The organism is Flavihumibacter sp., from assembly GCF_036676075.1.
Classification (GTDB): domain Bacteria; phylum Bacteroidota; class Bacteroidia; order Chitinophagales; family Chitinophagaceae; genus Flavihumibacter.
Genome location: NZ_JAKFDQ010000006.1, coordinates 291,443 through 313,811, shown reverse-complemented (window position 1 = coordinate 313,811; position 22,369 = coordinate 291,443). Strand labels below are relative to the sequence as shown.

15 protein-coding genes are annotated in these 22,369 nt (G+C 43.7%); 2 read left to right on the top strand and 13 right to left on the bottom strand.

Annotated features, from left to right (window positions below; all coding sequences use genetic code 11):
* Window positions 1-22: 22 nt before the first annotated feature.
* The 11 genes from V6M43_RS01395 to V6M43_RS01345 form a co-directional block, all read right to left on the bottom strand.
* The gene (locus tag V6M43_RS01395; protein ID WP_332732258.1) at window positions 23-847 is read right to left on the bottom strand and encodes a CPBP family intramembrane glutamic endopeptidase; all 825 of its coding nucleotides are present in this window, start codon (window positions 845-847) and stop codon (window positions 23-25) included.
* A gap of 34 nt (window positions 848-881) precedes the next feature.
* The gene (locus V6M43_RS01390; RefSeq protein ID WP_332732257.1) at window positions 882-1,838 is read right to left on the bottom strand and encodes an NAD(P)-dependent alcohol dehydrogenase; all 957 of its coding nucleotides are present in this window, start codon (window positions 1,836-1,838) and stop codon (window positions 882-884) included.
* Window positions 1,839-1,935: 97 nt separating this feature from the next.
* A complete protein-coding gene (locus V6M43_RS01385) occupies window positions 1,936-4,194 on the bottom strand; it encodes a xanthine dehydrogenase family protein molybdopterin-binding subunit (RefSeq protein ID WP_332732256.1) in 2,259 nt (752 codons plus the stop codon).
* A 57-nt stretch (window positions 4,195-4,251) separates the two neighbouring features.
* Window positions 4,252-4,836 (bottom strand): TlpA family protein disulfide reductase, encoded by a 585-nt coding sequence (locus V6M43_RS01380; protein WP_332732255.1) that lies wholly within the window; start codon window positions 4,834-4,836, stop codon window positions 4,252-4,254.
* Between the two features lie 7 nt (window positions 4,837-4,843).
* On the bottom strand, window positions 4,844-5,752 hold the full coding sequence (locus V6M43_RS01375; RefSeq protein WP_332732254.1) for an alpha/beta hydrolase: 909 nt from the start codon (window positions 5,750-5,752) through the stop codon (window positions 4,844-4,846).
* A gap of 65 nt (window positions 5,753-5,817) precedes the next feature.
* Window positions 5,818-8,070, bottom strand: a complete 2,253-nt coding sequence (locus V6M43_RS01370) for a xanthine dehydrogenase family protein molybdopterin-binding subunit (RefSeq protein ID WP_332732253.1) — start codon at window positions 8,068-8,070, stop codon at window positions 5,818-5,820.
* Between the two features lie 4 nt (window positions 8,071-8,074).
* Window positions 8,075-8,539, bottom strand: coding sequence for a (2Fe-2S)-binding protein (locus V6M43_RS01365; protein WP_332732252.1), 465 nt, complete (start codon window positions 8,537-8,539; stop codon window positions 8,075-8,077).
* Between the two features lie 200 nt (window positions 8,540-8,739).
* The gene (locus V6M43_RS01360; protein ID WP_332732251.1) at window positions 8,740-10,917 is read right to left on the bottom strand and encodes a TonB-dependent receptor; all 2,178 of its coding nucleotides are present in this window, start codon (window positions 10,915-10,917) and stop codon (window positions 8,740-8,742) included.
* Between the two features lie 47 nt (window positions 10,918-10,964).
* Window positions 10,965-11,870 carry a DMT family transporter gene (locus V6M43_RS01355; protein WP_332732250.1) on the bottom strand — a complete coding sequence of 302 codons (906 nt, stop codon included), beginning with the start codon at window positions 11,868-11,870 and terminating at the stop codon, window positions 10,965-10,967.
* Between the two features lie 9 nt (window positions 11,871-11,879).
* Entirely contained in the window at window positions 11,880-12,632 is a 753-nt protein-coding gene (locus V6M43_RS01350; RefSeq protein WP_332732249.1) for a TerC family protein, read from the bottom strand.
* A gap of 74 nt (window positions 12,633-12,706) precedes the next feature.
* Window positions 12,707-13,900 carry an alpha/beta hydrolase gene (locus V6M43_RS01345; protein ID WP_332732248.1) on the bottom strand — a complete coding sequence of 398 codons (1,194 nt, stop codon included), beginning with the start codon at window positions 13,898-13,900 and terminating at the stop codon, window positions 12,707-12,709.
* Window positions 13,901-14,073: 173 nt separating this feature from the next.
* Between V6M43_RS01345 and V6M43_RS01340 the strand changes: the two genes are divergently transcribed.
* Both V6M43_RS01340 and V6M43_RS01335 read left to right on the top strand, forming a co-directional pair.
* A complete protein-coding gene (locus V6M43_RS01340; protein ID WP_332732247.1) occupies window positions 14,074-15,093 on the top strand; it encodes a zinc-binding alcohol dehydrogenase family protein in 1,020 nt (339 codons plus the stop codon).
* A gap of 17 nt (window positions 15,094-15,110) precedes the next feature.
* Entirely contained in the window at window positions 15,111-17,570 is a 2,460-nt protein-coding gene (locus V6M43_RS01335; RefSeq protein ID WP_332732246.1) for a glycoside hydrolase family 95 protein, read from the top strand.
* An 85-nt stretch (window positions 17,571-17,655) separates the two neighbouring features.
* Here V6M43_RS01335 and V6M43_RS01330 read toward each other — a convergent pair whose 3' ends face one another.
* The gene (locus tag V6M43_RS01330) at window positions 17,656-19,188 is read right to left on the bottom strand and encodes a RagB/SusD family nutrient uptake outer membrane protein (protein WP_332732245.1); all 1,533 of its coding nucleotides are present in this window, start codon (window positions 19,186-19,188) and stop codon (window positions 17,656-17,658) included.
* A gap of 5 nt (window positions 19,189-19,193) precedes the next feature.
* Entirely contained in the window at window positions 19,194-22,304 is a 3,111-nt protein-coding gene (locus tag V6M43_RS01325; protein WP_332732244.1) for a SusC/RagA family TonB-linked outer membrane protein, read from the bottom strand.
* Window positions 22,305-22,369: the final 65 nt, after the last annotated feature.

Genomic DNA, 22,369 nt, shown 5'->3' with positions numbered 1-22,369 from the left:
TTACCTAAAACGATGAGAGAGATCATACATGCCGCGGTCGCCACTTGTATAAAAAGACAATCGTGATGATAACTGAGATGAGGCCGGGCACACTTGCTTCCAGGCCGAAGTTGCCGCCTGTTAACCAAACCGGGGCGTCATTGAGGACCGGCTTTAACAGGCCTGGCTGCTGGTTTCCGCTAACGCCAAAACCCAGCAGGATACCCTGCACCCAATTGGCCATAAAGTGAATACCGATAGGCAGGGCCAGGCTTCTGGTTTTAATAAAGGCAAGTCCCAATAATATGGAAGCGAAGAAAATATTTATACTGGCCAGCACCTTTATACTTCCTGTCATACCCGGGTTATTCAGATGAGCCAACATGAAAAATCCGGAGATAATTAATTGCGCCGGCCATTCCCCTAAAGCCGCAATAAGTCTTTGAAAAATAAAGCCTCTGAAAAGCAGTTCTTCTGAAACCGCATAGGCAATGAACAATACGGTGATTGGAAGGAGGGATGACAGCTCAAGTGGATTGGCAATCCATCTTACACCTGCCAGCAATAAAACCAAAGCAGGAACCAGCATGAGGGCGGCACCGATCAGCAAACCTTTTGAAAGGGATCGGATCCAATTGATATCAAGCGTTCCAAAAAGATCCTCTAGTGGTTGCCGGATAATAGCCTGGCAAACAATGGAAACAACAGTAATGATGATAACCTGGTAGAAAATACTAAGCTCAAAGGCATAGTGCTGAGAAAGTAGTACGAGGGGGATGGTGATAGCAGCTAAGATCAGAAAGAAAAGGGCGACCCACCAAAGGTTTCTGAGTTTCCCGTCATTATTCGGTATAACAAACTGTGCCATTTCCTAAACAGTTGATTTTATAAATTACGGTATTCTACACCGTTATAACAACATTTCCTTTTTTATGTCCGCCATCAACATAGCGATGGGCTTCAGCAAGCTCTACAAGGGGATAGGTTCTATCGATAACAGGTTTTAGTTGTCCGGCTTCAATAAGGCCAGTGAGATAGTTCAGGTTCTCAACTGTATCTATTGCAACTCCACCAATAACTTTTTTACTGCTCGTTAATGAAACCCCCAGGCCTTTAAGAATGGGAGGCAGTGACATATGAACCACCCTGATATAGTTTCCATTTTTATTCAGCGAATGTACAGAACCCGAAAAGGGGCTCATGCCAACCGCGTCAAAAACAATATCATAGTGCTTGCCATTCTTACTAAAATCTTCTTTGGTGTAATCGATAACTATATCTGCTCCCAGTGATTTTACCAGCGATGCATTGGCCGAACTGCAAACTGCTGTCACTTCTGCACCCATAATTTTGGCAAGCTGAACAGCAGCAGTTCCCACCGATCCGGAAGCACCGTAGATCAATATTTTCTGTCCGGCTTGTAACTTTGCCTTTCTTAAAAAATGAAGTGCAGTATTGGCGCCGAAGGGAATGGCGGCGGCTTCTGGGTAGGAGAGGTTTGCGGGCTTTAAGGCGATCACACCATCTTCCGGTAAACATTTATACTCGGCATAGGCACCAAATGTTTTGATGGATATTCCATAGACCTGGTCACCCTGCTTAAACCTTGTAACATCTTTTCCGGTGGCTTCCACTTCACCCGCCAGGATAATTCCCATCAGTTTGATCCGGGGTTTGAATAATCCCAGCATGAACCTGACGAGAAAGGGATCGGCCTTCCGCATACGAACATCCCCCGAATTAACAGCCGTGGCATAGATCCTGATCAAAACCTCATTATCTTTTGGAACAGGCTTTTCGATTTCTGTGAGCCGGAGTACATCGGGAGGACCGTATACATCATTAACGACTGCTTTCATGATATGTTCATTTAAAGATTGAAGCAATCTATTGAATATTCAAACGCCGATGCGTCCTTCCTACAGCAACGGTAATCAGTTAACAGGGAAATAATAATCAAAAAGCCTTAAGGCTCTCGTTTAGTTGTTTATTGAAAGGCTGTTTATAAAAACGTTTGCCGGTGGCCTTGTACAGCGCGTTGGCAAGTGCGCCGAAAGTAGGTGGAAAAGCAGGCTCGCCCATACCGGTTGGATCGATATCATTCTTTACAAAATGAACATCAATAGCTTTAGGTGCTTCATTATGCCGGATCATCCTGTAACGATTGAAATTATTCCTGTCGGGCACACCATCCTTAAAAGTAAGCTCTCCATACAGCGCATTTCCAATTGCATCCACCACTGCACCCTCGGTGAGATTGATGGCGGCATCAGGATTAATAACAGTACCGCAATCAACAGCACAGCACACTCTTTTAACCACGGGCTTTCCATTTTCCATGGTAAGGTCCAGCACCTGGGCCACATATGAATTGTGACAGAAATAAGCGGATACACCTCTATGCAGATTGCCGGGGGAAGCATTCCAGCCACTCTTTTCACGCACCAGTTTCAGCACGCCTGCATAACGATTGGGATCGTAGTCATGCTTCTCTCCTACTGGTTTCTTTATGACGCGATCTAATAACTCCAACCGAAATTCAATTGGATCTTTGCCAGCAGCCTCTGCCACTTCATCGAGGAAGGATTGCTCTGCGGCCGCAATGAAATTTGATCTTGGCGCGCGGAAAGAACCGGTAGTGATATTTGAATTGATAGTGAACTCTTCGGCCAGATAATTCTCAACGGCGCCTGCAGGAAAACGATTCTCCTCAAGGGGACTTTCAGGAACGCCGCCGGCTTTCACATGAAATGCTACCAGGTTATTATCTGCGTCTAATGCAGCACGATACATCGCTGTATAGGTGGGACGATAAATTCCCGAGCTCATATCATCTTCGCGGGAGTAAATAAGTTTAACCGGTGCTTTGAGTTTTTGTGAGATAAGCGCTGCCTCTACCAGCCAATGCGCATAGGATCTTCTTCCATAGCCGCCGCCAAGGCGCGTCATCTGAATATCGATCTTTTCAACAGGCATGCCTAAACGAGCAGACAGAGCCTTCTCCGTCATCTCCGGCTTCTGGAGCGGACCGATCAGTTCCGCTTTATCGTCAGTTACATCAGCAAAGAAATTCATAGGCTCCATACAATTATGGGCCAGGAAAGGCGCGTTGTATGTGCGTTCAATAATTTTTGCAGCATGTTTAAATGCTTCTTCCGGATTGCCGTCTTTGCGTGCAATATGGGCTGGCTTTTTCAGCAATTCAGCCATGGTGGATGCATGCCTGCTGGTACCCTCAAGCCCGGCAGGGATGGTGACTGTTTCTTTTCTATCAAAAGCATTCCTGCTGAACTTGTGATCAGCAATAGGCTGCCATTGGATCTTCAATGCTTTCTTAGCCTTCATTACTTCCCATGTGCTGTTACCAACAATGGCAACCACTTCGTTGAAAGAGCAGGTATCGAAGAAAGATCTTTCATAATCGTCGTTGAATATTTTGATGGGAAAAATATCCTTTATACCGGGCATTGATCTTGCGGCATTGTCTGTAATGGATTTGAATGTCATTCCAAATGCAGGGGGATGAACAATCATGGCGATGAGCATTCCATCGCGGATAATATCAGAACCAAAGAGCGGTTTACCGGTAACGATCTTTTCGCCATCAACATTTTTCTGTGAGCTGCCGATGATCTTAAAATCTTTAAAGTCTTTGAGTTTAACTTCTTTCGGAATGGGAATCTTTGCTGCAGCAGATGCCATTGATCCATAGGAAGCAGTTTTCCCCGATGCTTTATGATGGAGGTTTCCGTTTTCGGTAGTGATCTCCTCAGCGGAAACATTCCATGCCTGTGCAGCAGCTTGGCGCAACATCTGTCGCGCAGAGGCGCCGGCAGTTCTCAACGTTTTCCATCCCTGCCTGATAGCCTGGCTACCACCAATCGTCTGGCGGGAATAGAGTTTGGTATTGAGGCGTGCCTGTTCAACCACAACTGATTTCCAATCTACGTCGAGTTCCTCTGCGATGATCATTGGCATGGAGGTCTTCACATTCTGTCCGCCTTCCGGATTGGGAGAAAAGATCGTGACAATACCTTCCGGTGAGATCTTCAGGAAGCCGTTGAGCTCAGCAAAATTGCTAGCAACAGCATTGGCTTGGGTGGCAGGCGCGGCAAGGGATGAGAGCCAGCTAAAGCTGATCATCAATCCCCCGCCTGCCAGGGCAGAAGACTTCAGGAAGTTCCTTCTGCTTATGGAAGATTTATTCACTGTCATCCTTTAATTTACCACTAATTCTATAATTCCGGATCGATTTAATATTCACTCTGGAATTTACAATAGCTCTTCTAACTGCTTTATAAACGAATCAGTATTGTAGTTAGCTAACCCCTCTTTTTTTAGAACTACATTACCCTCTTTGTTTAATATTACTGTTGTAGGTAAAGTGCCACTATAGATTTCTTTGGGTACAACACCTGTAGATTTGGAAATTGGCATTGTATAACTATTCTTTTGAAGATATTTTATGGCTTTCGCTTTGTCATCATCTTCGTTCATAAACAAAAAAACAATCCGCTCATCGTCTTTGAACCTGGAATAGAGTGCTTCCAATGAAGGCATTTCCGCCACACAGGGTGGGCACCAGGTGGCCCAGAAATTAATGAACACCACTTTCCCCTTCAGGTCTTCTAAAGAAGCAGGATTACCAGCAGCATCAGTAAAAGAAAATGATGTTTTTTCCGGATTACTATTAATACCCTCCTTCTTTATTTCTGCTTTGAACAATCCTATTGAAACAAGTTGTTTCAGCATCCAGGATTTTGCTCCGGGATTAAAGATTATAAGGAGTAAAAAACCTACCAGTAAAATATCTACGAGATGCTTTCTGACTCCAGCATAAATATTTTGAATAGTCATATGATGATTAATTCAACCTCGTCTTCAAAAAACTTATAACCTTTTTCCGTAGCTCATCTGTATCAAACATCTCACCATAATGTGGTGCATCTTTTACAATTACCAGTTCGTTTTGAACACCTGCCACCGTTAGCCATGAACTCAATAACTGTGATTGCTTTGGTAAAACCATATCATCTTTTTCGCCATGGATGATCAGGAAGGGAGGATCGCTTTTATCTACATAGGTTACAGGACTTGCAGCTTTTGCTAAATCGGGACGGGATAAAGGCGTGGCGCCGATCAGGATACTTTCGGGAGACTTAGGATCGTCGCTTCCCGGAAACAATATCAATTCAGCCGGACCATAAAAATCTACAACTGCTTTGAAGCTGAATGATCTGTTTGTTCCCGGCATGAAGAAGCCTTCAATATTATTGTTCTTCGATAAGCCCATCAATGATGCAAGGTGTCCTCCTGCTGAAAAGCCCATAACAGCAAGCTTGTTTTTATCGAATCCATACTTGTCGGCATTGTCCACCAGGAATGAAACGGCCCGATTGCAGTCCTGTATCTGCGCCGGGAAAATGGCATCAGAAGCAAATCTATAATCGATTGATGCCAGTGCAAATCCGCTACTTACAATTTCAGCAATGGTCTTTCTCATATAGCCCATGTCGGCATATTTATCATTTACTAACCATGCACCGCCGTGAACGAAAATCACCAGGGGTAATTTCCCCTTTGCGTTGGGAGGTAAATAAATATCTAAAAGTTGTTTTGGTAAGTGGTTGGTGTTGTAAGGAATATTGCCATGCAATACCGTGCCTTTGGGGAAGAACTCAATTACTTTATTTGTTTGTGTAAATCCATTTACTCCCAAGAATAAAAGGGAAATCAAGAAGAGGCCTTTTGCACTGTTCATTGTGATAATCATTTCAATGTTTACAAAAAAAATCCGTAAGCGAACTGCTTACGGATTGTATGGTTTTATGAATTTAATTAGCCTCTCTTAACACCTTCCATAATGAAAGGTTGCTGGTAATGACGTTTACCACTGGCCTTATAAAGCGCATTAGCCAATGCACCCATTACCGGCGGAAAAGGTGGTTCACCCAAACCTGTTGGATCAACATCGCTCTGCACAAAGTGAACATCAATTTCTCTTGGTGCTTCGCGATGGCGAATCAGTCGGTATTGATGGTAGTTATTCTGATCGGGCGTACCATTGGTAAATGTTAGTCCGCTGTACATGGCATGACCAATTCCATCAACCGATCCACCTTCAACGAGGTTGATAGCCGCAACTGGATTCACGACGATACCGCAATCCACTGCGCAATGTACTTTTTGTACCCGCGGCTTATCATTCTCCATCACAAGATCAATTACATGGGCTACATAACTATCGTGGCAGAAATAGGCAGACACACCACGGAATACATTTGGCGTATCAACACCCCAGTTTGATTTGGTTTTAACCAACTCCAGCACACCGGCATATCGCTTAGGCTCGTAGTCATTCTTTTCTCCAACCGGATTCTTAATGGCCCTGTCTAACAGATCTAGCCTGAACTGGATCGGATCTTTTCCTGCAGCTTCTGCTACCTCGTCTATAAAGGACTGTTCAGCACCTGCAATGAAATTAGAACGTGGAGCACGGAATGCACCAACACTAATGTTGGAAGGGGCTGACCACTCTTCCGCAATATAGTTTTCAACTGCACCTGCAGGAAAACGGTCAGCAAACAATGGGCTTTCAGGAATACCACCTGCCTTCACGTGAAAGGCGATCAGGTTATTATCGGCATCCAGTGCTGCACGATACAAAGCATGGTATGCCGGACGGTATACACCATTAGACATATCATCTTCGCGCGTATAAATTAATTTGACAGGAGCATTTACTTTTTGTGAGATAACAGCGGCTTCAACGAGGAAGTGACCATACAGGCGACGACCAAATCCACCACCCTGCCTTGTCATCTGGATATCAACTTTCTCGAGTGGCAATCCAAGCCTGGCGGCAACGCTCTTCTCCATGAATTCTGGTGTCTGGATAGGACCAACCAGTTCTGCTTTGTCGGCAGTTACATGGGCAAAGAAGTTCATTGGCTCCATGGTATTGTGAGCAAGGAAAGGCGCCGAATAAGAACGTTCGATAACCTTGGCAGCTTTACTGAAAGCGGCATCCGGATTGCCATCTTTGCGGACAACTTTTCCCGGCTTTGCTGCATATTCATTCATGAGCAGCGCATGGCGGGTGGAGTTTTCGAGTCCGCCGGGAACTTTGATACTAACCTTATCACCCGAAAAAGAAGAGGAGCTAATATCATGGTCCTTGAATTGCTCCCACTCAAGCTTCAAGGCCTTGCGGGCATTCATTACTTCCCATGTAGTATTTCCAACAACAACAACGAGGTCATTAAAGGCATCCACATCACACCACTGTCTTGCATAGTCATCTTTATAGGTATTGATGGTGAAGATGTCTTTAATACCCGGCATGGACCGCGCCTGTGAGTCATCAACACTTTTCAATTTCATGCCAAAGCCGGGAGGCTGAACCATCATAGCGATCAGCATACCTTCTTTCTTATAGTCCAACCCGTATAGAGGCTTACCGGTAACAATGCTCTTACCATCCACATTATTTTTGGAGGTACCGATAATCTTAAAGTCTTTGTTGTTTTTCAGTTCCACTTCTTTAGGAACTGTAATGCTGGCTGCAGCCGATGCCATTTCACCATAGCTCGCAGATTTGCCACTGCCTTTATGATAGAGCATGCTTGCCTCGGTGGTCACTTCATCCAGCGGAACGTTCCACGACTTGGCTGCTGCCTCGCGCAACATTCTCCTCGCGGTAGCGCCTGCCATACGAAGGCTTTTCCATCCCTGGCGGATACTCTGGCTTCCCCCTGCCAACTGGCGGGTGAATACATTTGTATTGAGCGGTGCCTGTTCTACGATCACATTTTTCCAATCCACATCCAGCTCTTCTGCAACGAGCATTGGCATAGATGTTTTTACATTCTGTCCAATCTCGGGATTGGGGCTCATAATGGTCACCAGTCCGTTCTCCCCGATCTTGAGGTAACCATTCAGCTCGAACCATTCTTTAGGAAGGGAGAGGGCTTCTTTAGGAGAGGGATTGCATCCCCCCAACCAACTGAAGCTTAATAATAAGCCTCCACCTGCAAGTGCAGATGACTTAAGGAAAGACCTTCTGCCGATTCCAGTTTTTATTGTTGTCATGATCTTAAGCGTTAATGGTTTTAGAAGCTGTTTTGATTGCTGCCTTAATGCGGGTGTAGGTACCACAGCGGCAGATATTTCCACTCATCGTGTTTTCGATCTGCTCATCGGTTGGCGATGGATTTTCTTTCAGCAGGGCAGCCGCGCTCATGATTTGTCCCGCCTGGCAATACCCGCACTGGGGCACGTCATGTTCGAGCCATGCAGTCTGTACGGGATGGTCACCGTTTTCTGATAGTCCCTCAATGGTGGTCACTTTCTGGTCGCCCACCGCTGAGATCGGCAGTATGCAGGAGCGGACGGCCTTGCCATCAAGGTGAATGGTGCATGCACCGCATTGAGCCATGCCGCAGCCAAACTTGGTGCCTACAAGATCGAGGTGATCGCGGAGTACCCACAATAGAGGTGTACTCGGATCAACATTTAATTCTTGCTTTTTTCCGTTAACAGTCAGGTTGAATGTTGCCATGAGTTTGAAAAATTTATCAGCGTAATTATTGACTAATGAAGTTAAATATAATCTTTAGATAGAGCCGTTAAGATTCTTGTGTAATACAATCGTTTAAAGATGTGGCTAATCGAGGGAAAATGACCTATACAAATTACTGAAATCCTTACCAAATTTACTGATTTTGGTAAAAAATTGCTCCTCATACCGGTTCCGCTGTACTAATTTCCACTTAGCCTGATCTTAATGCCGCCGTTCACTACAAACCCTTCCAGGGGTGCATAGATATCGCGGAAGACGGGATTGGTGATTGCACCCGTGTAGATCGTATCAAACCTGGTTTGGCGGGTATTGGTGAAATTCTCGAAGTTTATAAAGAGGGAAAACTTCTCCCAAACCTTTTCCCCCATCAGTCCCATTATCCAGTATGATTTACCAAGGGCACCGTCGCTGAGGCGCTGGGGACTGAAATAATAAGCTTCCAACCCGATCTTCAGTCTCTCATCCTTCTCAAACATCAGCACATTATTTAGTCTATGCCTTGCCGTGAGCGGAAACCATTCTTTACTGCCATCAAAATGTGTATTCACATCTGCATATGTATAGCCCACGAATAGTTTAAAATCGCCGTAGGTAAGTCGAAGGTTGGTTTCCATTCCCTTTGTATCTATATAACCATCGGCATTCACGAACTCCGAATCAGCACCATTGTTGCTGAGGACAAGGGGCTTGTTGAGACGGGTATAAAAAAAGAGCTGGTTGATGGTAAATCCGATTTCGCCGATGGTGGTGCGATAGTTCAGATCAATGTTGCTTCCAACAGAGCGTTCATTGTTGGTGGTGGAGGTATTGATGGGAAGAATATTCTGAAACTGGATACGTTCTGATTCTTCATTGAACACGGTTGGTGTCTTATAGCCGAACCCTCCACCAATACGCGCTGTGAGCTGGGGCGTGAAGCGCAGCATGGCAGAGATCCTTGGAAGGAGTTCAAATCCATACTCGTTCACATAATCGCCGCGCAGACCAGTTTCCAGGGTCAGGAAATTATTGGGTGCCCACTGGTTCTGGACAAAGATGCCGTAGGTGTTGTAGTGATAATTGCGAAGCGGATCAGCTGACTGCTGCTCCTCCTCAAAATCATCCGTGAGGAAATTAGCGCCAATAATCCAATCTGCTTTCTCGCGTTCATGGGTAAACGTAAATTCAGAAAAGCTTGATTTTTGCAGTCCCTTGAACTGGTAGGAAGGAACTTGTAGCTGCCGGTCAAAGTAGCTATAGCTGTTTTTAAAGTTCAGGGTAGATTTATCGGTGAGCCGGTGGTTGATAGCCAGTTGTGTGGTGAATCGGTCTGTATTATTCTCTTCAAAATAGCCATCGGTTCCACGCTTGATATAATCCACTGAGCCTCCGAGCCTGTCTTCTGTGATATAACTAAAGCCGGCATTGGCAGTGGTTTTATTGCCATAAAAAAACAGCCTTGGATTAATGGTATATCGTTCAAACTTAGGGATAGCCGTGAGGCCGATGTCAGCCGGATCAAAAGGGCTGCCGCTGTTCCTCGATCCGAAAACGGTTAATCCCAGGCTGCCGTATTTCTCACTGTAGAATCCACTGAAATCAAGGCCCCCGGCAGAAGTAGCATTGGCGAGGAAGCTGATCTCCCTTTCATCGGTTGGCACTTTTGAAACAAGATTTACCAGTCCGGCGATGGCACCCGCACCAAAAAGTGTGGAGGCAGATCCTTTAATAACTTCCACCTGTCGAAGATCAAGTGGTGCAATCTGCATGATGCTCAATCCCCCGGAGAAGCCGGCATAGAGTGGGAATCCATCTTTCAGGATCTGGGTATAGCGACCGTCCAATCCCTGAATACGAATGCTGGCGTTAGCAGAGGCAGGAGAAGTTACCTGTGTCTGGATGCCTGTTGTTTCATTCAAAAGCATCTGCAGGTTTCCCGGCCGCATGTTTCCTTTCTCTGCGAGTTCTTCTCCACTGAGTACTTCAATACGGGTAGGGATATTCGCTATTGTTCTGCTAAGCCTGGTAGCTGTTACAAATACTTCTTCTTCATGATGCTCCTCTCCTTCTTCAAGGAATATTTCATAAGGTTTAGTTGATAATGGCGGAACAGTCAGCATTAGCTTCTGTTCTTCAAAACCTATAAAGGTCACCGTTATAGAATAGTTGCCCTTTGGAACATTTGTAAAGATGGCCAGTCCGCTGCTGTCAGCAACCACTGTTCGGTTTAGAGAATCAATGGTAACAGTTGCTCCTGCCAGTGCATTTTTCTCATCTGCATTTTTAACGAGTATTGATACTGTATGCAGATTGTCTTGGGCAAATAAGCATGAGCAACCAGAAAGTAAAATAATGAACAGAGGAAGTAATCTTTTCATCAGGAGCAATATATTAATCTTGCGAAGATAAAGATGCTAAAGCGCGCTTATTCAAGAACAATTTCTTGCTTGCCTGTTTTCAGTTTTGATAGCAATAAGCCTCCGATAACCAGGATTACACCTGTAATAGTATAGGTGCTTATTTCATCATTCATCCACCATGCGGCAAATACATAACCAAACAATGGGCACAAAAACAACCATAGTCCGGCTCTTACAGCATTTGTTTGCAAAAGCCACAACCAAAGCTGAACAGCTATGATAGAAACAGGAATAGCCAACCAGGCGACCGACCACCAGAAGGTGCTGGTGAAATGATTGGAGCTATCCTCATAATAAAATAAAGTTGCTGGCAGTAAAAACAAGCCACCTAAAAATGTTTGCCAGCCATTGATGGTAAATAAGGAAAGATCATTCCACTTCAGGGAGGAAAAATAAATGGCCCCTAGAGAGTAACAGAGCATACTAAAAAGTAAAAGCAGTAAACCACCTGTTGTTATTTCAGCCCCGGCAAATAAAGGCCATGCAGCAGTAAGAACGCCGGCTGTACATACAATAAGGGCAGCAATAACGGCCCATGTCAATCTTTTCCTTAAAAGTATCACGGAAAAAAAGCTGATGAACACGGGGTTGGTAGCAATGGCCAGTGAACCAATACCTGCAGTGAGAGTTTTCATTGCAATAACATAACAACCCAAATAAATGGTGATATTAAGCAGCCCATAGATTGCGATCTGTTTCCATTCTTTGCCTGCTGGTAGTCTATGAGCTTTGATAACGTGCGCTATAATGAGCATGATAAGAGCGGCCAATCCAAAGCGCATTTCTGCGATCACCAGGGGTTGTGCAACCCTAAGACCAATTTTAGTTGCTGTTGCCGCAGATGCCCAAAATGCCGCGAACAATATGCCTGCAACCAGCCATTTTATTCTCACATTAGTATTTAGGGGCATCTACTTTCTTTATATATCAATATTTTTATCTTCCTGGCCAGGCAGGTAATGTTCATGTGTTTTAACCGGCGCTGATTTTCGCTTGTTCATCTTCATTTGAAAAACATCTACAAGCAGAGCAAATGCCATTGAGAAATAAATGTATCCTTTGGGAATATGAACTTCTAATCCTTCCGCGATCAGTGAAACGCCTATCAACAATAAGAAACTCAAAGCGAGCATTTTAAAAGCAGGGTGATTGTTCACGAACTTGCTTATCGGTTCTGACGCAAAAAGCATAACGCCAACACTTACCACCACGGCTGTATACATTATCCACAGCTCATCTACCATACCTACAGCAGTTATAATACTATCAACTGAAAACACGAGGTCAAGAATCAGGATTTGTCCAATTGCACTGCCAAATGTAGTCACCTTGATGTTTTTAGAGGTATCGCCATCCTCCCCTTCCATCTTATGATAAATTTCGGAGGCGCTTTTGTACAACAGGAAAATACCCCCTGCTATCAGGATCAGGTCTTTACCGGAAATATTGTTTGAAAGGATGGTGAAAAGATTTCCCTCCAATTTTAGAATGAAAGAAATAATCGTTAACAGCAAAAGACGCATAAGCATTGCCAGTAAGAGTCCAAGCCGTCTTCCCTTCTTTTGCTGATGTGCAGGTAGCCTGTCGGTTACAATGGAAATAAAAATGATGTTATCTATCCCTAAAACTACTTCCAGGAGTATTAATGTTACCAGGGCAATTATTAATTCCATTGCAAATTATTTCGTCAGTTATAAATTATTCGGAGGCAAATCTATGTCTAAATTAGTTAAGCATATAATGACAACTATTTGAACACAGTATCAAAAAAAGCCTGCATCTCTGCTGCGTACCTAATTCCATACTTCGCAAATGTCGTCCTGGTTGCTGCATCGGGCTTCCAATCAAAGAATGCATGTGCTGCATCATCAACCTGGATGTATTCAACTCTTTGTCCTGCAGCCTTCAATACATCCACATATGACTGAACAACTGCATGGGTTACAAGATCATCCTTTTTGCCACGAACAATGAAGTGGGGAATTGCTCTCTGGGTAGCGTTTGGTACATGCTTAACGGGTGATACGGCATCATAGTATTCATCGCTGGTCTGTTCAATGAACATTTTGAAATGACGCGCATCAGAAGGTCCATAGCTTGGCGCTACTGCTTTGATGGCATCTGTAATTTCTTTACGCACCTGGTCAACAGATTTCCCTTTTGGCATATAGCTGGGCAGATACTGATAAACCCCGGCACGGGTACCAAAACCACCATCACCAATCAATGGAGAGAGCATTGCTGCTGATTCAGATAAATGACCTCCTGCGCTGTCGCCGGTAACAGCTATTCGCTTAGGATCACCGCCATAGGTGGCTGCATGTTCCTGTATATGCGCAATGGCTCCGAAAACATCTTCAATAAGGTTGTGCATGTAGTTGGGTTTTTCATCACCATCCAGTTTGTTGACCCAACGATAGTCGATACTGAATACCACATACTTCCCTCCATTAGCTAATTCGCGGGCCAATCCCCGCATGATATCTTCATTGTTTGACGACCAGCCGCCGCCATGAACTATTACAATGCAGGGAAGATTGCGTGCACCCTTTTGTGAAAACACATCGTACTTCAGGGCTTTATTTCCCGGCTTAGCATAAACCAGATCCTGCGTTACATTCAAATTCTCTACAAGTTCCTTTTCAACAAATGTGGCCCCTATTGACATATCCTTATCAACCCTGATTGTCATGGGAGAAGAAAAACTTTCAAAACTGGTTGTTCCCCACATCCCGCCTTTCACTGTATAGTAAATAGCATCAAGGCTGAATTTAGGTGAGGGCTTAGCGATTACAGTCAATACAGTTCCGGCTTTAACCCTGGTACCATCTGCAATTGGAGGTTGAATTGTATAAGAACCGTTCTCTGCAGGCACCTGGGTTACTGTAAATGTTTCAGTGCCGGTTGCCTGAGCGTTAAGATCCGTGTTCAGAAAAATCATGGACAGGGTTATGTGTAATAACGGTGCCAACAGTTTAAGACGGGAATACATAGTTGTTAATAATTTTTCGGATTATAAAAATAAGCCTTCTTATATACACTCAGGAAACCACCATCGAAGGAAATATCATTAAAAGCTGTATTTTAATTGTTTCACTGAAAGAAATAGAAACCATGAGGACCTTAGTTTGCCTCGAACCCAGGAAGTTCGAATATCAGCAAAAACAGAAACCTGAAAGCGAAGCGAACAAAGCTATCATTAAAATAAAACGGATAGGTGTATGTGGCACTGATTTGCATGCATACGAGGGCACACAACCTTTTCTAAGCTACCCTATAATACTTGGACACGAGTTGGCAGGAGAATTTGTTTCGGCCGATAATGCTCCGGGGTTTCGTACAGGGGAAATAGTATCGCTGATCCCTTACTTCAGCTGTGGCAACTGCGTGGCTTGCAGGGCTGGCAAACAAAATTGTTGTGAAAGCATCAAGGTATGTGGGGTGCACATAGATGGTGGTATGGCGGAATTTATATCCGTTCCATCGGCATCGTTGTTACACAGTGATGGACTTTCACTGGATGCGATGGCGCTGGTTGAACCATTGGCTATTGGTGCCCATGGTGTACGCCGGGCTGAAATAAAGCCCGGTGAATTTGTTTTGGTAATTGGTGCTGGTCCAATTGGCATTGGCACAATGGAGTTCGCGCGGATAGCGGGAGCAAAAGTTATTGCGTTAGACACCAATGATCACCGTCTGCAATTCTGTCGGGATCAACTTAAGGTTGATCATACCATTAATGCGAGGGATTCGAACGTGCTCAAAATTCTGCAGGAAATTACCAGAATGGATATGCCTTCGGTAGTGATAGATGCTACAGGTAATTTACAGGCTATAAACAAAGGTTTTCAATACATGTCACATGGAGGGCGTTACGTTCTGATCGGTTTGCAACGTGAACATATTTCCTTTAGCCATCCTGAGTTCCATAAGCGCGAAGGTACTCTTATGAGTAGTCGCAATGCAACGAGAGAAGATTTTGAACATGTTATTGACTCAATGAAAAAGCAGCTCGTGGATCCTGAGACATACATTACTCATCGGGTAAGTTTTGAGGATGCAGGGAAACATTTTGAAACCTGGCTGAATCCGGCCTCTGACATTATCAAAGCGATGATAGAGGTTACATCATAATATTTAAAAAGGGATAAATGAAATTACTTTCTTTATGTGTTCTGTTATCCATCGCCGTCACGGCTACAGCACAAGAAAAGATACCGCTCAGACTCTGGTATAAAACTCCCGCCGGAAATACCTGGGAAAATGCATTGCCCATTGGTAACGGCAGACTTGGGGCAATGGTCTATGGAAATCCGGAAGAAGAGATCATCCAGCTAAATGAACACACATTATGGAGTGGAGGTCCAAACCGGAATGATAATCCGGAAGCTTTAGCCATGCTCCCGAAGATAAGGCAACTCATATTTGATGGACGTTATAAGGAAGCGGAGGATCTGATTGGCAAAGCGATCATTACAAAAAACTCTCACGGTCAGATGTTTCTGCCGGTTGGAAATCTTAAGCTGGCTTTCAAAGGTCATGAAAGATGCACAAATTACTATCGTGATCTTGACATCGAAAGAGCGGTAGCGAAAGTTTCCTACACAGTAGGTGATGTTAATTACAAACGTGAAATGATCGCGTCTCTTTCAGACAGCGTTATTGCAGTGCGATTAACCGCAAGCAAACCAGGAATGATTTCGTTTATTGGGAATTTTTCTACACCTCAACCAAATGCCAGTGTTATCACCAGCTCATCGCACGAAATAATTGTTGCAGGATCTACCATTGATCATGAAGGGGTTGAGGGAAAAATTCATTTTACAGCAATTTTGCGAATCAAATCAGAAGGAGGGAGCATTACGGTGAATGATAGCGCCCTGATTGTGAACAAAGCAAATGCGGTTACGATTTATATTTCAGTTGCAACAAATTTCAAATCTTACCAGGATCTAAGCGGTAACGATGAAATGCTTGCAAAGAATAGGCTGGATCATGCCTATTCCCAATCCTTTGATGTGCTGGTGAAAAAACATGTTGCTGAATATCAAAAATATTTTAACCGTGTAACACTCGATCTTGGCACAACCGATATGGCGAAACTGCCCACCGATGAGCGATTGAAAAACTTCCGCCATTCCAACGACCCTCAGCTGGCAGCTCTTTATATTCAATTCGGTCGCTACCTGCTGATCTCATCTTCTCAACCGGGGGGGCAGCCAGCAAATCTTCAGGGAATCTGGAATGCCTCGATGCGTCCACCATGGGATAGCAAGTATACCATCAACATTAATGCACAAATGAATTACTGGCCAGCGGAGAAAACCAATCTTGCAGAACTTCATGAACCATTTTTAAAGATGGTTGAAGAATTGTCGGGAACAGGCCAGGAAACTGCGCGTGGCATGTATGGTGCGCGTGGATGGGTAGCGCATCACAACACTGATATCTGGCGTACAACAGGGGCAGTAGACGGCCCTCTGTGGGGCTGCTGGAACGGGAGCGCAGGATGGATGAGTCAGCATTTGTGGGAGCATTTTCTCTACAGCGGAAGCAAACAGTATTTGCAATCAATATATCCCATCCTGAAAGGTGCAGCTTTATTTTATGTTGACTTTTTAGTGAAGCATCCGAATCATGACTGGCTGGTTGTAAACCCCGGCATGTCACCAGAAAATGCACCAAAAGCACACGAAGAAACATCTATTGCTGCAGGCGCAACGATGGATAATCAGATCGTGTTTGACATCTTCAGCACTACTATAAGGGCAGCAGAGATGTTAAACAGTGACAGGTCATTTGCGGACACACTATTAGCGCTGAGAAGAAAACTCCCGCCCATGCATATCGGGCAACACGGGCAATTACAGGAATGGCTGGAAGATATCGATGATCCAAAGGATCAGCACCGTCACATCTCGCATTTATACGGCTTGTTTCCTTCCAACCAGATATCGGCTTATCGAACACCTCAACTGCATTCAGCAGCGTCAACAACACTTATACAACGTGGTGATGTATCTACAGGTTGGAGCATGGGCTGGAAAGTAAATTGGTGGGCGCGTATGCTTGATGGAAACCATGCCTACAAATTGATTCAGGATCAGCTTACACCAGTAGGCACCAATCCCGGCGGGGGAGGCACTTACAACAATCTTTTTGATGCGCATCCGCCTTTTCAGATCGATGGCAATTTCGGATGCACATCCGGTATCGCAGAAATGCTTATGCAAAGTTCAGATGGCAGTTTGCATTTGCTTCCTGCCCTTCCTGATAAATGGCCGGCCGGAACTATTACTGGTTTGCGCGCAAGAGGAGGATTTGAAATAGTGAGCATGGAATGGGAAGCTGGTAAAATTGCTAAAGTAATAATTAAGTCAAGGCTCGGTGGCAATCTACGATTACGCGTTCCTAACGAAATGAAGTATGGCAATGGAGATCTTCTTAAGCGTTCCTCCGGCAATAATACCAACCCGTTCTTTTATGTTGACGAAACACCTGAACCAATTATTTCATCAAAAGTGAATATTCAGCTTCTGAAGATTAAAGAAACCTTTGAATATGACATCTCAACTACAGCGGGAAAAGTATATACGTTCCTGGCGAAGTAAATGCACCCGGGTATAAGGAAAAAAAGAAAAAGCATTGACATAAGTCAATGCTTTTAACCGGATTTCAACATTTCCGGTTATTGGTTTACCATATAGGATTCTGTACAAGATTTGAATTTGCATTAAGCTCCACCAGCGGAATAGGAAATATCTCCGATTTCCCTGGTTGGTACACTGCCGCATAACCGGGAATTTTATCTGCCACTACACGCTCGAAGGCCTGCTCAAGTGTACCCCAACGTTTAAGGTCAAAATAGCGCAGTCCCTCAAAAGCCAATTCTACCCTTCTTTCATGCCGAACAATATTCCTTAAATCATCCTGGCTCAGGCCTTCGCCTTCCACAGCTTCAATGGCTGGCATATTAGAACGGCCTCTTACCTCGTTAATTAATTCATAGGAAGCATCCAATTGATTGAGTTCTATAAACGCTTCTGCACGCATTAATAAAACATCAGCAAAGCGAAGAACTATAAAATCCTGTCCACCCGGATTAAACACTGAAATACCTGTTGCCGAAGCGCTGTTCCTGATATACTTCTTAAGTCCATATTTAGTAGCAGTATTTCCGGTGAATACCCTGTTAAGATCTACCAGGAAAATGTCGTTGCGGAAATAAACAGAAGCTATCAACCTTGGATCTCTATTTTCTTTTGGCGTAGTTGCCTTATACAATGGTGATGATGTAATTGGAAGTCCATCTGTACAATAATAATCGTTAACCATATTCGGCATAGGCTGGTTATCGATTTTAGGAGCCGGTAAAAAGGTGGATGAAAAGGTTTCGCCGTTGGCAGATACATCCTGGAAAAATCTTACCGAGAATAGTATTTCATTTGAAAACTCTCCCGCCTCCGTAAATAATTGTGCATAGTTCGGGTGAAGTGAATAGCCTAAGGCTATTATTGCTTCTGTAGCATCTAATACATCCTGGTATTCTTTATTGTATAATTGAAACCTTGCGAGCAAACCCAATGCAGCGCCTTTGGTTGCATATCCATATTGTGCCGCTGTGTAAGATTCAGGGAGCATGTCAATTGACTTCTTCAGATCTATCACAATCTGTTGTGAAACTTCATCGTATGAATTCTTAGCAACATAGGCCTCTTCTATTTTCTGGCTTTTCAAAATAAGGGGAACATCCTGGTAGTAAACTGCAAGGTTCATGTAAAATAATGATCGTAAGAAAAGTGCCTGCCCCATTAATGCCTGCTTACTGGAATCTGAAATACTTTCTGCCGGTAGCTTCTCAATATTTTCCAGGGCAACGTTTGCTCTCGCGATACCTTTATAACAAGATGTCCATAATGCCGAAAACAATGCGTTTGAAGGATCAATGTTAGCAATCATGAAATTACCCGGCCCTTCAAACTTAAAGCTGTTATAGGCGTTGTCACCAAAGGTATCATACATGGGAAGTCCAGCTGTACCATTCAGGTTACCGCTATACATCACCCTATCCTGCAATACATCATAGATACCATTAATACCCAGGATGGCATCCTGCTCGCTTTTCCAGAAACTGGCGTCACCTATTTGCGTCAGGGAGTTCTTGTCAAGAAATTCTTTTGAGCACCCGCTTAAAGCCAGTACCAATATTATTATTACTAGATTTTTCATTCTGCTTAAAATTTGAGGTTTAGACCAAACGTGTACACTTTATATAAGGGAGTCAACTGATCGGTGTTTCCACTTCTTGCCCTTTCAGGATCGAAATTTTCCATTTTTGTGAAAGTCAGAAGGTTTTGCGCACCTGCATATACCCTGAACTTTGATATGCCGAATTTTTGGGTGAAAGAAACAGGAAGGGAATATCCTATCTCAATGTTTCTCATTCGCAGGTAAGAAGCATCCTGTATATAGAAGGTTGATATAACACTATTATTTACGCCACCAATTCGTGGCAATGTAGTGGATGGATTCTCAGGCGTCCAGCGGTTAACCCAATAGGATAGCGCATTGTTCCTGTCGCCATCAAAAGGCAATTGTCCATTGTCATTAAGAATGCGATCCAGGCCACTCAGTCCTTCAAAAAGCACATTAAAATCGAATCCCTCATAACTCAGATTGGCATTAAAATTATAGATCATCTCCGGGTAGGGATTTCCTATCACCGTTCTGTCGAAGGCATTGATTATACCATCCGGTTTTCCAGCGGGGCCCGACAAGTCCTCATACTGAAAATCACCTGGGGAGGTTAAATTGCTACCAAACTGTTTTGGTGCATTTGCCACCTCTTCCGCTGTTTGAAAAATACCAACCACCTTATAACCATAATAGGCATTGAATGGAACACCGATCCTGATAATGGTTTCACCGTCGATCGTTTCCAGTCCTCTGTCACCAAGGCCAGTAACTTCATTGTCATCAAATTTGCTTAAGCTACCACCAAAGCTATAGTTGAGTTTCCCAACCCTGTCGCGGTAATTCAACGCCAATTCAATTCCGCTGTTGATCATGCTTGCTGCGTTCTGGGCTGCAAGATTCGTTACACCTATCGTGTTTGGAATTGGGAAATTACCATAGAGCACATCAGAGCTAAGCCTTTTAAAATAGTCTGCAGTAATCGATAATTTGTTGCGAAATAAACCGGCATCCAAACCTATATCATACTGTTCAACCGTTTCCCAGGTAATGGTTGGGTTGGCGAGCCTTGTAATGGCAACTGCACCCACAACTGTACTTGTTCCCAAAAAATAATCCAGGTTAGTATTATAGGTTTGATCATAGATGTAGTTACCGATATTATCATTACCGGTAATTCCCCAGCTAGCTCTCAACTTCAGATCTGAGATCCAGCTTATATTCCGCATGAATGACTCTTCGCTTACCCTCCATCCTGCTGATGCTGAAGGGAAGTTTGCATAGCGTTTCGTTGGTCCGAATTTAGAGGAGCCGTCCCTTCTTACATTCAGTTCAAAGAGGTATTTGCTATTGTAGATATAATTCAATCTTGCAAAGAAGGATTGAAGGGATTCTTCTGATGCTGCACCGGTTACTTTTGGATTCAGAACACCCCCTCCATCAAATTCCTGTATGGCATTGGAAGGAAATCCTTCTAATGATCCTGTAAATCCATCGTTTCGGTTATAGATCACCGAATGACCCAACAGAACGGTAAGGTCATGCTTATCATTAAAGTTTTTGTTATACCGTAAGATATTCTCATTCAGAAGCCGGTAATCAAAGCTCGTACCATTGGACAGTGTATTCACCAGGTTTTGTGCAACCAGGTTTCCTTCTGAATCATATAGATTGGCAAATGGATTAAAACTTGAAACATTCCCATAGCTAAGGTTTATACTTCCGCTTGTTTCAAAAGACAGGTCTTTATAAAAATCAACCTTCACACCAAAACGATCGGCAATATTTATATCATTACTCTTGTAGTCGCCAAGGAAGCCTCTCCTGATAGCATGTGTTATGGGGAAACTGGCGTTTACATTCTGATACGATCCATCCACAACAGCATATTCTCCATTAGAATAATATACAGGAACAGTTGGAGCGGATCGTTGAAACTGGTTGATGATCCCTGTTTCGCCGGTTATAGCTCCCGGTCCACCAAAAGGGCCTTTGAACTTTGTCCAGAAAGTATTTGTGACATTAGAAATCGTTAACCAATCTTTTACTTTGGAATTAATATTTAAGCTCAGATTAAATCTTTCAGATTTAAACTTGCCTTTTACTACCGCTTCCTGGTTAAGATAACCAAGTGAAACCCTGTAAGTGGTTTTCTCATTTCCACCGGAAAATGCCAGGTAATGATTCTGAACAGGAGCCTTTCTTAAAATTTCATTGGCCCAGTTGGTATTTGAATATTTATCTGGATCAGATCCGTCAATGATGGCCTGAATGTCGTCTTCAGAATAGCGTAAAGGTGCGTTTGCTCCATTTGCATTAATGTCGCGTTCATTTTTCAACCTTGCATAATTAACGGCATCCAGGTACTTCGGCACAACTGTTACTTGCTGGGAACCAACATATGCATTATACACAACGCTCATTGCGCCACTTTTCCCTTTTTTAGTTGTTACAACTATTACCCCGTTTGCACCTCTGGCACCATAGATGGCACTTGCAGATGCATCTTTCAATACGGAGATACTTTCGATATCAGATGGTGCCAGGTTATTAAATGCATCAAGGCCACTATACTGAATATTATCTATTACAACCAAAGGTGTTGTTGCCCCAAAAGTTCCCACACCCCTGATGATTACATTTGATCCATCTGCCCCGGGTAATCCGCTGCCTTGTGTAAGTTGAACACCGGAAAATTTTCCATACATGAGTTGTCCTGAATTGGTAACAGGCTGGTTAACGGCATCATCAAATTTGATGGTTTGGGTTGATCCCGTCTGATTGATTTTTTTCTGCACACCATAACCAACCACAACTACATCCTGCATGGATGCAGCTTCAGGTTCAAGTTTGATGGTAATGGCAGAAGAGCCATCCCATATGAGGGTATAGGTTTTAAATCCCACATTACTAAAGACCAGTACTGGCTTAGTGCCGGATGCACTTAAGCTGAAAACACCATCCTGGTCGGTTGAAGTTCCTCGTTCTGAACCCTGCTCTACCACTGATACTCCGGCAACAGGATTATTATCCCCTGCATTTACAACAGTACCTTTTACAGTAACGGTTTGTGAAAATGCCGGTAAGCCTGTCAGGAATAGAAAGAAGCATAAGGCAAACAGAGAGAACAGTTTTCTTTGTAGCACAAGCATCGTTTCGGTTTTAGTTTTAGTTGATGTAGAAATACAATAACTAAGTAACCAACATTATTTTATTT

Bases quoted from the DNA above. Each gene is read 5' to 3' on its own strand.
- V6M43_RS01395 (WP_332732258.1), bottom strand. From the start codon at position 847: ATGGCACAGTTTGTTATACCGAATAATGACGGGAAACTCAGAAACCTT.
- V6M43_RS01390 (WP_332732257.1), bottom strand. From the start codon at position 1,838: ATGAAAGCAGTCGTTAATGATGTATACGGTCCTCCCGATGTACTCCGG.
- V6M43_RS01385 (WP_332732256.1), bottom strand. From the start codon at position 4,194: ATGACAGTGAATAAATCTTCCATAAGCAGAAGGAACTTCCTGAAGTCT.
- V6M43_RS01380 (WP_332732255.1), bottom strand. From the start codon at position 4,836: ATGACTATTCAAAATATTTATGCTGGAGTCAGAAAGCATCTCGTAGAT.
- V6M43_RS01375 (WP_332732254.1), bottom strand. From the start codon at position 5,752: ATGATTATCACAATGAACAGTGCAAAAGGCCTCTTCTTGATTTCCCTT.
- V6M43_RS01370 (WP_332732253.1), bottom strand. From the start codon at position 8,070: ATGACAACAATAAAAACTGGAATCGGCAGAAGGTCTTTCCTTAAGTCA.
- V6M43_RS01365 (WP_332732252.1), bottom strand. From the start codon at position 8,539: ATGGCAACATTCAACCTGACTGTTAACGGAAAAAAGCAAGAATTAAAT.
- V6M43_RS01360 (WP_332732251.1), bottom strand. From the start codon at position 10,917: ATGAAAAGATTACTTCCTCTGTTCATTATTTTACTTTCTGGTTGCTCA.
- V6M43_RS01355 (WP_332732250.1), bottom strand. From the start codon at position 11,870: ATGCCCCTAAATACTAATGTGAGAATAAAATGGCTGGTTGCAGGCATA.
- V6M43_RS01350 (WP_332732249.1), bottom strand. From the start codon at position 12,632: ATGGAATTAATAATTGCCCTGGTAACATTAATACTCCTGGAAGTAGTT.
- V6M43_RS01345 (WP_332732248.1), bottom strand. From the start codon at position 13,900: ATGATTTTTCTGAACACGGATCTTAACGCTCAGGCAACCGGCACTGAA.
- V6M43_RS01340 (WP_332732247.1), top strand. From the start codon at position 14,074: ATGAGGACCTTAGTTTGCCTCGAACCCAGGAAGTTCGAATATCAGCAA.
- V6M43_RS01335 (WP_332732246.1), top strand. From the start codon at position 15,111: ATGAAATTACTTTCTTTATGTGTTCTGTTATCCATCGCCGTCACGGCT.
- V6M43_RS01330 (WP_332732245.1), bottom strand. From the start codon at position 19,188: ATGAAAAATCTAGTAATAATAATATTGGTACTGGCTTTAAGCGGGTGC.
- V6M43_RS01325 (WP_332732244.1), bottom strand. From the start codon at position 22,304: ATGCTTGTGCTACAAAGAAAACTGTTCTCTCTGTTTGCCTTATGCTTC.